10 protein-coding genes and 1 tRNA gene are annotated in these 13,334 nt (G+C 68.2%); 10 read left to right on the top strand and 1 reads right to left on the bottom strand.

Annotated features, from left to right (window positions below):
• The first annotated feature begins 1 nt into the window (after position 1).
• The 9 genes from trpC (at position 2) to ABD204_RS10710 (ending at position 12,565) form a co-directional block, all read left to right on the top strand.
• A complete protein-coding gene (gene trpC, locus ABD204_RS10750; protein ID WP_194424866.1) occupies positions 2 to 811 on the top strand; it encodes an indole-3-glycerol phosphate synthase TrpC in 810 nt (269 codons plus the stop codon).
• Positions 808 to 2,073 (top strand): tryptophan synthase subunit beta, encoded by a 1,266-nt coding sequence (gene trpB / locus ABD204_RS10745; protein ID WP_194424867.1) that lies wholly within the window; start codon positions 808 to 810, stop codon positions 2,071 to 2,073. The genes trpC and trpB overlap by 4 nt, the downstream gene beginning before the upstream one ends.
• Positions 2,070 to 2,870, top strand: coding sequence for a tryptophan synthase subunit alpha (gene trpA / locus ABD204_RS10740; RefSeq protein ID WP_194424868.1), 801 nt, complete (start codon positions 2,070 to 2,072; stop codon positions 2,868 to 2,870). The genes trpB and trpA overlap by 4 nt, the downstream gene beginning before the upstream one ends.
• A 58-nt stretch (positions 2,871 to 2,928) precedes the next feature.
• The gene (gene lgt / locus ABD204_RS10735) at positions 2,929 to 3,894 is read left to right on the top strand and encodes a prolipoprotein diacylglyceryl transferase (protein ID WP_194424869.1); all 966 of its coding nucleotides are present in this window, start codon (positions 2,929 to 2,931) and stop codon (positions 3,892 to 3,894) included.
• A 71-nt stretch (positions 3,895 to 3,965) separates the two neighbouring features.
• Complete coding sequence (gltB, locus tag ABD204_RS10730; RefSeq protein WP_194424870.1) at positions 3,966 to 8,564, top strand: glutamate synthase large subunit; 4,599 nt, start codon at positions 3,966 to 3,968, stop codon at positions 8,562 to 8,564.
• Positions 8,557 to 10,023, top strand: a complete 1,467-nt coding sequence (locus ABD204_RS10725; protein WP_194424871.1) for a glutamate synthase subunit beta — start codon at positions 8,557 to 8,559, stop codon at positions 10,021 to 10,023. The genes gltB and ABD204_RS10725 overlap by 8 nt, the downstream gene beginning before the upstream one ends.
• Positions 10,024 to 10,077: 54 nt before the next feature.
• On the top strand, positions 10,078 to 11,526 hold the full coding sequence (pyk, locus tag ABD204_RS10720; protein ID WP_194424872.1) for a pyruvate kinase: 1,449 nt from the start codon (positions 10,078 to 10,080) through the stop codon (positions 11,524 to 11,526).
• Positions 11,527 to 11,595: 69 nt separating this feature from the next.
• The gene (locus ABD204_RS10715; RefSeq protein ID WP_194424873.1) at positions 11,596 to 11,979 is read left to right on the top strand and encodes an SHOCT domain-containing protein; all 384 of its coding nucleotides are present in this window, start codon (positions 11,596 to 11,598) and stop codon (positions 11,977 to 11,979) included.
• Between the two features lie 40 nt (positions 11,980 to 12,019).
• The gene (locus tag ABD204_RS10710) at positions 12,020 to 12,565 is read left to right on the top strand and encodes a GNAT family N-acetyltransferase (RefSeq protein ID WP_194424874.1); all 546 of its coding nucleotides are present in this window, start codon (positions 12,020 to 12,022) and stop codon (positions 12,563 to 12,565) included.
• Positions 12,566 to 12,579: 14 nt separating this feature from the next.
• Here ABD204_RS10710 and ABD204_RS10705 read toward each other — a convergent pair.
• A tRNA-Leu gene (locus tag ABD204_RS10705) sits at positions 12,580 to 12,662 on the bottom strand.
• A gap of 34 nt (positions 12,663 to 12,696) precedes the next feature.
• On the opposite strand from ABD204_RS10705, the gene ABD204_RS10700 reads away from it, so the two are divergent.
• A complete protein-coding gene (locus tag ABD204_RS10700) occupies positions 12,697 to 13,314 on the top strand; it encodes an ANTAR domain-containing response regulator (protein ID WP_071043741.1) in 618 nt (205 codons plus the stop codon).
• Positions 13,315 to 13,334: the final 20 nt, after the last annotated feature.

The raw sequence follows: 13,334 nt of genomic DNA, 5'->3' as shown, positions 1-13,334 counted from the left end.
CGTGCTCGCCGACCTGACGGCCGGCGCGGTGGCGGACGCCGAAGCCCGTGAACGCGAGCGCCCGCTCGCCTCGGTCGAGAAGGTCGCCCTCGCACAGCCCCCCGCGCGCGACGCGCTCGCGGCGCTGGCTCCGGCCGATCGCGTCAAGATCATCGCCGAGGTCAAACGCGCCAGCCCATCACGAGGTGATCTCGCCGAGATCCCCGACCCCGCACACCAGGCGTCCCGGTATGAGCAGGGCGGCGCATCGGCGATCTCGGTGCTCACCGAGGGACGCCGCTTCAAGGGGAGCCTCGCCGACCTGGAGGCCGTGCGTGACACCGTCACGGTGCCGGTGCTGCGCAAGGACTTCATCGCGACGGACTACCAAGTGCTGGAGGCCCGCGCAGCCGGTGCGGACCTGGTCTTGCTGATCGTGGCCGCACTGGAACAGGACGAGCTCCGCCGCCTGCACGATCTCACCGTCCAGCTCGGCATGACACCGCTGGTGGAGACACACAGCGCCGAGGAGGTCGATCGTGCCGCGGACATCGGTGCCCGACTGGTGGGGGTCAACGCCCGCAACCTGTCGACCTTCGAGCTCGACAAGGATCTCTTCGGTCGCCTGGCGCCGCGCCTGCCCGCCGACGCCATCAAGATCGCCGAGTCCGCCGTGCTCGCCCCGGCCGACGTGGCGCACTACCGCCAGGCCGGCGCCGATGTGGTGCTCGTCGGGGAAGCACTCGTCACGGGCGATCCCGTCGCCACCCTCGCCGCGTTCCTGAAAGCGGATGCGGCGGTCTCCTCTCCCACCGAAAGGAGCGGCGCATGAGTCTGCGCGACGCCCCCGGACCCTTCTTCGGCGACTTCGGTGGCCGGTACATGCCCGAATCCCTCATCGCCGCGATCGACGAACTCACCGAGGCATACGAGTCGGCCATGGCCGACGAGTCCTTCCTCGCCGAATTCCGCCGACTCCTGCACACCTACGCCGGCCGTCCTTCGGTCCTCACCGAGGTGCCCCGTTTCGCCGCGCACGCCGGGGGAGCGCGGGTGTTCCTCAAGAGGGAGGACCTCAACCACACGGGTTCCCACAAGATCAACAACGTCCTGGGCCAGGCTCTGCTGACCCGGCGTCTGGGTAAGACCCGCGTGATCGCCGAGACGGGAGCGGGCCAGCACGGTGTGGCCACCGCGACGGCGGCGGCCCTGTTCGGCTTCGACTGCACCATTTACATGGGTGAGGTCGACACCGAGCGTCAGGCGCTGAACGTCGCGCGGATGCGTCTGCTCGGAGCCGAGGTGATCCCGGTCACCACCGGTTCCCGCACTCTGAAGGACGCCATCAACGACGCCTACCGCGACTGGGTGGCCTCGGTCGAGACCACCAACTACATCTTCGGTACCGCGGCCGGTCCGCACCCGTTCCCGGCGATGGTCCGCGACTTCCAGAAGATCATCGGCGAAGAGGCGCGCGCCCAGTTGTTGGAGGAGACCGGCCGGCTTCCCGACGCCGTCCTCGCGTGCGTGGGCGGAGGATCGAACGCCATCGGCATGTTCGACGCGTTCCTCGACGACACGGACGTGCGCCTCTACGGCGTCGAGGCGGCCGGCGACGGTGTCGACACTCCGCGCCACGCGGCCTCCATCGGCCGGGGACGACCCGGCGTGCTCCACGGGGCGAAGACGTTCGTCCTCCAGGACGAGGACGGCCAGACGATCGAGTCTCACTCCATCTCCGCAGGACTGGACTATCCCGGCGTCGGACCCGAGCACGCGTGGCTCGCCGACCTGGGACGCGCCGACTACATCCCCGCCACCGACGACGAGGCCATGCAGGCCCTCCGCCTCCTCTCGCAGACCGAGGGCATCATCCCGGCCATCGAGTCCGCGCACGCGTTGGCCGGTGCGCTGCGGATCGGCCGCGAGCTGGGGCCGGATGCGATCCTCGCGGTCAACCTGTCCGGTCGCGGCGACAAGGACATGGACACCGCCGCGCGGTACTTCGAACTCTACGACGCGGCCGTGGACGCCGCGTCGTCGGCGGCGGCACCGCCCGTCGACGGCGCGAAGGGCGAGGGGGAGAAGCTGTGACATCGCGTGTCGCCGCCGCGATCGACGCGGCCAAGCAAGAGGGGCGTGGCGCCTTCGTCGGGTACCTCCCGCTCGGGTTCCCCGACCTGCAGACGAGCATCGACGCCGCGGTGGCCCTCGCCGAGAACGGTGCCGACATCCTCGAACTCGGCCCTCCCTACTCCGACCCGGTGATGGACGGCACGGTGATCCAGGAGGCCACGCAGGCGGCCTTGGCCGCGGGGTTCCGTCTCCGCGACACCTTCACGGCCGTGCGGGAGATCACGCGGCGCGTCGACGTGCCCGTCTTGGTGATGACGTACTGGAACCCTGTCGTGCAGTACGGCGTGGACCGCTACGCCGACGATCTCCTCGCTGCGGGCGGGGCGGGACTGATCACGCCGGACATCACCCCGGAGGCGGGGGAGGAGTGGATCGCCGCGAGTCGCCGCACCGGTCTGGACCGCATCTTCCTCGCCGCACCGACCTCTTCGGACGCGCGACTGCGCCTGGTCGTGCAGAACTCCACCGGCTTCGTCTACACCGTCTCCACCATGGGCATCACCGGCGAGCGGGCGGAACTCGACGCCGCCGCACGAGTCCTGGTGGGGCGGCTGCGCGCCCAGGGCGCCGAACACGCGTGCGTGGGCATCGGCATCTCCACGGCCGACCAGGTCGCAGGCGTCCTCGACTACGCCGACGGCGCCATCGTGGGGACCGCGTTGGTCCGGGCGTTGCGAGACGGCGGCCTCGACGGCCTGGCGGAGACGGCACGGGTCCTGGCCTCCGGTGCCCGAACGTCCGCGTCGGCGAACTAGACTCAGACCGCTCGCGCCCTCCGAGGGCGCCCCCTCTCGAAAAGGACGATCCGCCCACATGATGAACGCCGCCCTCAGCGTGGTCGCCAGCATCCCCAGCCCGACCGTCAGCTACATCGATCTCGGACCGCTGCGCATCCACTTCTACGCGCTGTGCATCATCGCCGGGATCGTCATCGCGGTGCTCCTGACCAACCACCGCCTGACCAAGCGCGGTGCCGAGCCCTGGGTCGTCATCGACATCGCCCTGCTCGCGGTCCCGCTGGCCATCATCGCGGCCCGTATCTACCACGTCGCGACACACCCGGGATTCTACTTCGGCGAAGGAGCCGACTTCTGGGCCGTCTTCCGCATCTGGGAGGGGGGCATCGCCATCTACGGCGCGCTCATCGGAGGTGCGGTGGGTGCCTGGTTGGGATGCCGCTGGACGGGCATCCGCTTCTGGTCCTTCGCCGACGCCCTGGCCCCGGGACTCCTGCTCGCGCAGGCGATCGGGCGCTTCGGAAACTGGTTCAACCAGGAGCTGTTCGGACTGCCCACCGACCTGCCGTGGGGGCTTGAGATCGACCCCGCGAACTCGGCGTTCCCCGCCGGTCTCGCCCCGGACACCCTGTTCCACCCCACGTTCCTCTACGAGGTGCTCTGGAACGGCCTGGGCGTGTTGTTCCTCCTCTGGGTCGGTCGCCGGTTCACCCTGCAGTGGGGACGCCTGTTCGCTCTGTACCTGGTCTGGTACAGCGCGGGACGAATCCTGTGGGAGTCGATCCGGATCGATCCGAGTGAGATCTACCTCGGACTGCGGACGAACGTATGGGCCGCCATCGCCGGGGTCGTCCTCGGTCTGGTCATCTTCTTCGTGCAGAAGCGCCGCCACCCCGGGCTCGAGCCCTCGCCCTACGTCTCCGGTCGCGAGTGGAGCCCTGAAGGCGCTGTACAATCGGCCGAAGACTTCGTCGACACCAGCGCACCCCCGTCAGCCGGAGCCGACACCCAAGACGCCACAAGCGCACTCCCCACGAAATAGAGCACCCCGCAACGCGTGCACCACGGGCCGACGTCGTCCCACCCTTGAGTATCAACGTGAGGACGGTAGGTATGGCATCGAGCCCCCGTCACAGCGCCGCTTCGGCTGGCGTGTCATCGACCCTGTCCGGGGGCTTCCCCGAGCGCCAGGGCATGTTCAACCCGGCGTTCGAGAAGGACGCCTGCGGTCTCGCGATGGTCGCGACCCTGCGTGGCGAACCCGGTCACGACATCGTCGACCTGGCGTTGACCGCGTTGCGCAACCTGGAACACCGCGGGGCGATCGGCTCCGACGCCGGAACCGGTGACGGCGCGGGGATCCTCACCCAGATGCCCGATGCGTTCTTCCGCGACGTCGTGCCGTTCACGCTCCCGCCGATGGGGGAGTATGCCGCGGGTCTGGCCTTCCTCCCGCAGGAGGCCGACGCGCGCAACACCCAGAAGGCCACGATCGAACGGATCGCGGGCGAGGAGGGGCTCACCGTCCTCGGCTGGCGCGAGGTCCCCACCGCCGACGACAACCTCGGACGTCTCGCCTTCGAGGCCCGTCCGGTGTTCGAGCAGCTCTTCGTGGCCGCGCGCCCCGCCGAGGGCGGCCCGGTCTCCGGTATCGCGCTGGACCGTCTCACGTACCGACTGCGCAAGCGATCCCGCAGTGAGGCGGGCGCGTACTTCGTGTCGCTGTCCTCGCGCACGATCGGTTACAAGGGCATGGTCACGACCTTGCAGCTCGAGCCGTTCTACCCCGACTTGCAGGACGAGCGCTTCGCCACGGAGCTGGCGGTGGTCCATTCCCGCTACTCGACGAACACGTTCCCCTCGTGGCCGCTCGCGCAGCCGCTGCGCATGATGGCGCACAACGGCGAGATCAACACCGTCAACGGCAACCGCAACTGGATGCGCGCGCGGCAGTCGCAGCTCGAGTCCGAACTGGTCGGCGACATCAGACCGCTCCTTCCGATCTGTACCGACGGCGCGAGCGACTCGGCTTCGTTCGACGAGGTCCTCGAGCTGCTCACCCTCACGGGCCGCTCGCTCCCGCACGCCGTCTTGATGATGGTCCCGGAGGCGTACGAGAAGCAGTCCGACATGGACCCGAAGCTTCGTGCGTTCTACGACTACCACTCCATCCAGATGGAGCCGTGGGACGGGCCGGCCGCGCTCATCTTCACCGACGGCACCCTCGTCGGCTCGACCCTGGATCGCAACGGGCTGCGTCCGGGCCGCTGGACCGAGACCACCGACGGCCTCGTCGTGATCGGCAGCGAGACCGGTGTGCTGGATTTCGAACCCGAGCGCATCAAGCGCCGCGGGCGGTTGCAGCCCGGACACATGTTCCTGGTCGACACCGCCCAGGGGCGAATCATCGAGGACGAGGAGATCAAGTCCGATCTCGCCTCGCTGCACCCGTGGCAGGAGTGGCTCGACGCCGGGCGTGTCCGCCTGTCCGAGCTCCCCGAGCGCGAGCACATCGTGCACCCGATCGCCTCGATCACCCGACGTCAGCGCACGTTCGGATACACCGAGGAAGAGGTCCGCATCCTGCTGACCCCGATGGGTCAGAACGGCGCGGAACCGCTCGGCGCGATGGGCTCGGACACCCCCGTCGCGGTGCTGAGCGAGCGACCCCGGTTGCTGTTCGACTACTTCACCCAGCAGTTCGCCCAGGTGACCAACCCCCCGTTGGACTCGATCCGCGAGGAGGTCGTCACCTCGCTGTCGTTGGGGTTGGGACCCGCACGGAACCTGCTGTCGTGGGGCCCCGACCACACCCACACCGTCACGCTGGATTTCCCGGTCATCGACAACGACGAGCTCGCGAAGATCCAGCACATCGACACCGCGGTGCCCGGGCGCAGCTCGGTCACCATCCGCGGGCTCTACCGTGTCGAGGCGGGCGAGAAGGGGATGCAGAAGCGCCTCGACCAGATGTGCGCCGAGGCCGACCGGGCGATCGAGGACGGCGCGGAGTACATCGTGCTCAGTGACCGGGACTCGAACAAGGACCTCGCTCCGATCCCGTCGTTGCTCATGCTCGCCGCCGTGCACCACCACCTCATCCGCAAGGAGACCCGCATGAAGGTGGGGCTCGTCGTGGAAGCCGGCGACGTCCGCGAGGTGCACCATGTCGCGACCCTCATCGGCTACGGCGCCTCCGCGGTCAACCCGTATCTGGCGATGGAGACGGTCGAGTACCTCGTGCGCGCCGGTTACATCACCGGCATCACCCCGGCCAAGGCCGTCGCCAACCTGATCAAGGCACTCGGCAAGGGCGTGCTGAAGATCATGTCCAAGATGGGCATCTCGACGGTATCGTCCTACGCCGGTGCGCAGGTGTTCGAGGCGGTGGGGCTGTCGCAGGAGTTCATCGACAAGTACTTCACCGGTACCGAGACCAAGCTCGGCGGTGTCGGCCTGGACGCCATCGCTTCCGAGAACGCCTCGCGGCACCACTACGCCTATCCGGAGGACGGTGCGGTGCGCGCACACGAGCGCCTGTGGACCGGCGGGGAGTACCAGTGGCGCCGCGACGGTTCGCCGCATCTGTTCAATCCCGATACGGTCTTCCGTCTGCAACATGCGACGCGGACCGGCCGCTACGACATCTTCCGTGAGTACACCAAGCTCGTGGACGACCAGGCGACCGAGTTGAAGACGCTGCGCGGGATGTTCAGGCTACGTACCGACGAGCGCACACCGATCCCGATCGACGAGGTCGAGCCTGTCTCCGAGATCGTCAAGCGGTTCCAGACCGGCGCGATGAGCTATGGCTCGATCTCGAAGGAAGCGCACGAGACGCTCGCCATCGCGATGAACCGCATCGGCGGCAAGTCGAACACCGGCGAGGGCGGCGAAGACGTCGACCGCCTCATGGATCCCTCCCGACGCAGTTCGATCAAGCAGGTCGCCTCGGGACGCTTCGGCGTCACGAGCCTGTACCTCACCGAGTCGGATGACATCCAGATCAAGCTCGCCCAGGGGGCCAAGCCCGGCGAGGGCGGCCAGCTGCCGCCGACCAAGGTGTACCCGTGGGTGGCGCGGACCCGTCACGCAACCGCCGGTGTCGGCCTGATCTCCCCTCCGCCGCACCACGACATCTACTCGATCGAGGACCTCAAGCAGCTCATCTTCGACCTGAAGCGTGCCAATCCGAAGGCGCGTATCCACGTCAAGCTGGTCAGCCAGTCCGGAATCGGCGCGGTGGCGGCCGGGACCGCGAAGGCCCTCGCCGACGTGATCCTCGTCTCCGGTCACGACGGGGGCACCGGCGCGAGCCCGATGAACTCGCTCAAGCACGCCGGGACACCGTGGGAACTCGGTCTGGCCGAGACCCAGCAGACGCTCATGCTCAACAACATGCGCGATCGCGTCGTGGTTCAGGTGGACGGTCAGATCAAGACCGGTCGAGACGTCATCATCGGTGCCCTGCTCGGCGCCGAGGAGTTCGGTTTCGCCACGGCGCCGCTCGTGGTCTCCGGCTGCATCATGATGCGTGTGTGCCACCTCGACACCTGTCCGGTCGGCGTGGCGACGCAGAACCCGGTGCTGCGCTCCCGGTTCACCGGGAAGCCCGAGTTCGTCGTGAACTTCATGGAGTTCATCGCCCAGGAGGTGCGCGAGTACCTCGCCTCCCTCGGGTTCCGCACCCTCGACGAGGCGATCGGCCACAACGAACTCCTCGATGTGGACGGCGCCATCCGGCACTGGAAGGCCAGCGGCATGGACCTCGCGCCCGTCCTGCAAGGTCCCGCTTTCGCGGACGACCTCGCCCGACGTCAGATCCGTGCCCAGGATCACGAGCTGGACGAGCACTTCGACGTGCAGCTCATCGAGCGTGCCCGTGAGGTCATCGACGGTGGCGGCGAGATCACGATCGACCTGCCGGTGCGCAACACCGCGCGGGCGGTCGGCACCCTGCTCGGGCACCACGTGACCGTCGCAAACGGCGAGAACGGTCTGACGAACGGTTCCATCCAGGTCAACCTCACCGGTTCGGCGGGGCAGTCCTTCGGGGCGTTCCTGCCGGCCGGCATCACGCTGCGTCTGGAGGGCGATTCGAACGACTACGTCGGCAAGGGCCTCTCCGGCGGCAAGGTGGTCGTACGCCCGCCGCGTGCCGCGACCTTCGACGCGTCGCAGAACGTGATCGCCGGAAACGTGATCGGCTACGGCGCGACGCGCGGTTCGCTCTTCCTCAGCGGAGTCGTGGGGGAGCGGTTCCTGGTCCGCAACTCGGGTGCCTCGGCGGTGGTCGAAGGTGTCGGAGATCACGCACTGGAGTACATGACCGGGGGTTTGGCGGTGATCCTCGGAAAGACAGGACGCAACCTCGGTGCCGGTATGTCCGGCGGCACGGCCTACGTGTACCGGCTCGATGAGGCGCAGGTCAACCGCGAGGCACTGGCCGGCGGCGAGTTGCAGCTCGGCGCACTGGGCTCCGGTGACGCCGCGATCCTGCGCGACCTGCTCGAACAGCATGTCGCCGAGACCGGCTCCGCGCTCGCGCAAGCCATGCTCGACGATTTCGAAACCGAACTCTCCCACTTCGTCCGGGTTCTGCCGCGCGACTACGCCGCGGTGCTGCAGACCCGACAGGACGCCGTCGATGAGGGGCTGGACCCCGACGGCGACATCGTGTGGAGCCGCATTCTGGAGGTGACAGGTGGCTGACCCCAAGGGATTCCTCAAGACGACCGAGCGGGAGCTTCCCGCCCGTCGCCCCGTCCCGGTACGCATCCTCGACTGGAAGGAAGTGTACGAACCGGGAGACTCCGCCGTCCTGCGCCGCCAGGCCGGCCGCTGCATGGACTGCGGCGTCCCGTTCTGCCACAAGGGGTGCCCGCTCGGGAACCTGATCCCGGAATGGAACGATCTGATGTGGCGCGGTGAGGGCCGCGCCGCCATCGAGCGCCTGCACGCCACGAACAACTTCCCGGAGTTCACCGGGCGGCTGTGCCCGGCCCCGTGCGAGAGTTCGTGCGTGCTCGGCATCAACCAGCCGGCGGTGACGATCAAGCAGATCGAGGTGTCGACGATCGACGAGGCCGTCTCCAACGGATGGGTCGAACCCGAGCCGCCGGAGCGCCTCACCGGCAAGACCGTCGCCGTGGTCGGCTCGGGGCCCGCCGGTCTCGCCGCCGCCCAACAGTTGACCCGTGCCGGACACACCGTCGCCGTCTACGAGCGCGACGACCGCATCGGCGGCCTGCTGCGGTACGGCATCCCGGACTTCAAGATGGAGAAGCGCCACATCGAGATGCGCCTGCGCCAGATGCAGGACGAGGGGACGCGTTTCCGTGCCGGTGTCGAGATCGGCACCGACATCACGTGGGACGACCTGCGCGCCCGATACGACGCCGTGCTCATCGCCACCGGCTCCACCGTCCCCCGGGACCTGCCGATCCCGGGGCGCGACCTCGACGGTGTCCATTACGCGATGGAATACCTCGTCGAGTCCAACAAGGCCGTCGCCGGCGACGCCGTGGCCAACCAGATCACCGCCGAAGGCAAGCATGTCGTCGTCATCGGTGGCGGCGACACCGGCGCCGACTGCATCGGTACCGCCCATCGCCAGCGTGCGCTCAGCGTAACCAACCTCGCGATCGGCAAGCAGCCTCCGAACGAGCGTCCCGAGAATCAGCCCTGGCCGATGACGCCGACCCTGTTCGAGGTGGCCAGTGCCCACGAGGAGGGCGGTGAACGCGCCTACCTCGCCTCGACGGTGGAGTTCCTCTCCAACGACGTCGGCGAGGTGCGTGCACTGCTGGTGGCCGAGACAGAGTTCGTCGACGGCAAGCGGGTCCCCAAGAAGGGCACCGAGCGTGAGATCCCGGCCGACCTGGTCCTCATCGCGATGGGCTTCACCGGCCCCGAGCAGGAGACGCTCGGCGCCCAGATGGGTACGTCGTTCACGTCGCGGGGCAACGTCCAGCGCGCGAAGGACTACCAGACCGACACGCCCGGCGTGTTCGTCGCCGGAGATGCGGGCCGCGGCCAGTCGCTGATCGTGTGGGCCATCGCCGAAGGCCGTGCCGCCGCGGCGGCCATCGACGAGCACCTCATGGGCGTCACCTCACTTCCGGCACCGGTCGCCCCGACCGATGTCGCGATCGGACTGCAGCCTGCGTAGTCTGGTCACGGCCATCAGGCCGACCTCACCCCCAGCACCCGGAGAAGACATCGGATGAGACGTGCCAAGATCGTCGCCACGCTGGGTCCCGCCACATCGTCGTATGAGATGGTCCGTGCGATCATCGACGCCGGTGTGGACGTGGCCCGCCTGAACCTCAGCCACGGCGACTACTCGGTCCACGACAACAACTTCGCCAACGTTCGCAAGGCGGCTGACGACGCAGGTCGCGCCGTCGCCGTGCTCGTCGACCTTCAGGGCCCGAAGATCCGCCTCGGCCGCTTCGCCGACGGACCCCACGAGCTCGCCGAAGGCGACATCTTCAAGATCACCGTCGAGGACATCCCCGGCACCAAGGAGATCGTCTCGACGACCTTCAAGGGCTTGCCGCAGGACGTCAAGGCGGGGGACTTCCTGCTCATCGACGACGGCAAAGTGCGTGTGAAGGTCCTCGAGACCGACGGCACGACCGTCACGACCGAGGTCGTCGTCGGTGGACCCGTGTCCAACAACAAGGGCATCAACCTCCCCGGGGTCGCCGTCAACGTGCCGGCACTGTCCGAGAAGGACGAAGACGACCTCCGCTGGGCGCTGCGCACCGGAGCCGATCTGATCGCGCTCTCGTTCGTCCGTTCCGGAAAGGACGTGCGCCGCGTGCACGTCATCATGTCGGAGGAGGGACGCCACGTCCCGGTCATCGCCAAGATCGAAAAGCCCCAGGCGGTGGACAACCTCGAGGAGATCATCGACGCGTTCGACGGCATCATGGTCGCCCGCGGTGACCTGGGTGTCGAACTGCCCCTGGAGGCGGTGCCGATCGTGCAGAAGCGCGCGGTCGAGCTGTGCCGTCGGATGGCCAAGCCCGTCATCGTCGCCACGCAGATGCTCGAGTCGATGATCAACAGTCCCGTCCCCACCCGGGCCGAGACCAGCGACGTCGCCAACGCCGTCCTGGACGGTGCCGACGCGGTGATGCTCTCCGGGGAGACCAGCGTGGGGGACTACCCCGTCGTCGTCGTGGAGACGATGGCCCGCATCGTGGATTCCACCGAGATGCACGGTCTGGAGCGCATCGCTCCGTTGCGCTCCAAGCCGCGCACCCAGGGCGGCGCCATCACGCTCGCCGCGCTCGAGGTCGCGGCCTTCGTCGACGCGAAGTACCTCTGCACGTTCACCGAGTCCGGCGACACGGCGCGCCGGCTGTCCCGCCTGCGCCCGGGCATCCCGATGATCGCCTTCACGCCCGACCCCGCCATCCGGCGACGGATGGCCGTCACGTGGGGTATCCGGTCGAGCCTGGTCGAGCATGTCCCGCACACGGACCGCATGTTCATCCAGGTCGACGACTACCTGCTGTCCAACGACCTGGCCAAGGTCGGCGACAAGGTCGTCGTGATCTCCGGCTCCCCTCCCGGGATCACCGGGTCGACCAACGACATCCGCATCCACAAGGTCGGCGACGCCGTGCACGGTGCCGCGCCGATCTACCAGTCGCGCGAGTAGCGACGGACGACGACGGAACGGTCGCGCTATCCTTGGCGCGACCGTTCCGTCGTCTTTTGGGGGATCTTCATGATCTGGGACATCTTCTTGTTCATGCTGATGGCGTTCTACGTCGTCGCGTACATCTTCGTCGTCGTCCTGGTGATCGTCGACCTCTTCCGCGACGACACACTCGCCGGGGGATGGAAGGCGTTGTGGATCCTCTTCCTCGTCTTCGTACCGATGCTGACGGCTCTGGTATACGTGATCGCACGCGGGCGGGGGATGGCGGCACGCTCGGCCCGTCGTAGCCACCCTGGGGCGGCCGAGGTCGACGACTACCGGCCGGGCGCGTCCGCGGACCCGTCCGGTGACATCGCCAAGGCCAAGGAGTTGCTGGACGCCGGCGTCATCAGCAAGGGCGAGTTCGATGCGCTCAAGAGCAAGGCCCTCGGCAACCAGTACTTCGGGTAGCGCGACGCCGTCCCCTCCCGACGCATGACAGGGTGGGGGAGTGCAGCTTCTCCGTGGAGGGTGGCCCTCCGACAACGTCCGTGCCAGGAACATCGAGACCGCGCGCGCCCTCGATGCCGAGGGCTTCGTCTTCCGAGGCTCCACGCGTGATGACGCATCCGCGGTCACGGCGCTCGTGCGCGCGCATCTGCCCGGTGCCGGCGCCTTCGAGTACGCCGCGTCCGACGGCGCGGTCGTCGCCGAAGCGCCCGACGGCACCGTCGCCGGCGTCGCCGTGGTGCGCGCGTCCTTGTCCCCGGAGCAGCGGGTCCTCGTGCAGGTCCGCGCCCTGGTGACCGCCCCGGCGCACCGCGGGCGCGGCACGGCGTCTCTGGCGCTGGCGGTGATCCCCCAGGTGATGGGACCCGACCTCTCGCCGCAGGTGGTGTTCGGTAACGCTGCGAGCGAACACGCCACGTTCTTCCAGCGCAATGGGTTCGATGTCCTGCAGCCGGGGGAGAAGCTCACCATCGGCGTCCCCCGCGACACGCTGCTCGCGGGCGCCACCCCGGGACCGTACGACACGTGGTTCGTCCGCGCGAGGTGATCGCACGGATCTCGTACCGGTGGTGGGAGTCGAACCCACACGCCCTTTCGGGCAACCGAGTTTGAGTCGGTCGCGTCTGCCATTCCGCCACACCGGCCAGTACCGACTAGACGATACCGTAGGATTCAAGGGTGACAGAGCAAGATCAGTCCGCGTCTGCGGCCAGCGCCCCCCGTCGAGTCGTCGTCGCCGAGGATGAGTCGCTCATCCGCCTCGACATCGTGGAGATCCTGCGCGACAACGGATTCGACGTCGTCGGAGAGGCCGGTGACGGCGAGACCGCCGTCCAATTGGCGACCGAACTCCGCCCCGACCTCGTTGTGATGGATGTCAAGATGCCGCAGCTCGACGGCATCTCCGCGGCCGAGAAGCTGAGCAAGAACAACATCGCGCCCGTCGTCCTGCTGACCGCGTTCAGCCAGAAGGAGCTCGTCGAGCGCGCCAGCGAGGCCGGAGCGCTGGCCTATGTGGTGAAGCCCTTCACGCCGAACGACCTGCTGCCGGCGATCGAGATCGCGCTGGCACGCCACGAGCAGATCATCACGCTCGAGGCCGAGGTCGCCGACATGGTCGAACGCTTCGAGACACGCAAGCTCGTCGATCGCGCCAAGGGTCTGCTGAACGAGAAGATGGGCCTGTCCGAGCCCGAGGCCTTCCGCTGGATCCAGAAGGCCTCCATGGACCGTCGCCTCACGATGCAGGATGTCGCGAAGGCGATCATCGAGCAGCTGGCCCCGAAGAAGGACTGACGACCGCCGACCCCTCGACC

This window comes from Microbacterium aquimaris (assembly GCF_039531285.1).
Lineage (GTDB): Bacteria > Actinomycetota > Actinomycetes > Actinomycetales > Microbacteriaceae > Microbacterium > Microbacterium aquimaris.
The sequence above is the reverse complement of the archived record's forward strand: the minus strand, read 5'-3'. Positions and strand labels throughout refer to the sequence as shown.

Bases quoted from the DNA above. Each gene is read 5' to 3' on its own strand.
- trpB (WP_194424867.1), top strand. From the start codon at position 808: ATGAGTCTGCGCGACGCCCCCGGACCCTTCTTCGGCGACTTCGGTGGC.
- ABD204_RS10715 (WP_194424873.1), top strand. From the start codon at position 11,596: ATGATCTGGGACATCTTCTTGTTCATGCTGATGGCGTTCTACGTCGTC.
- lgt (WP_194424869.1), top strand. From the start codon at position 2,929: ATGATGAACGCCGCCCTCAGCGTGGTCGCCAGCATCCCCAGCCCGACC.
- gltB (WP_194424870.1), top strand. From the start codon at position 3,966: ATGGCATCGAGCCCCCGTCACAGCGCCGCTTCGGCTGGCGTGTCATCG.
- pyk (WP_194424872.1), top strand. From the start codon at position 10,078: ATGAGACGTGCCAAGATCGTCGCCACGCTGGGTCCCGCCACATCGTCG.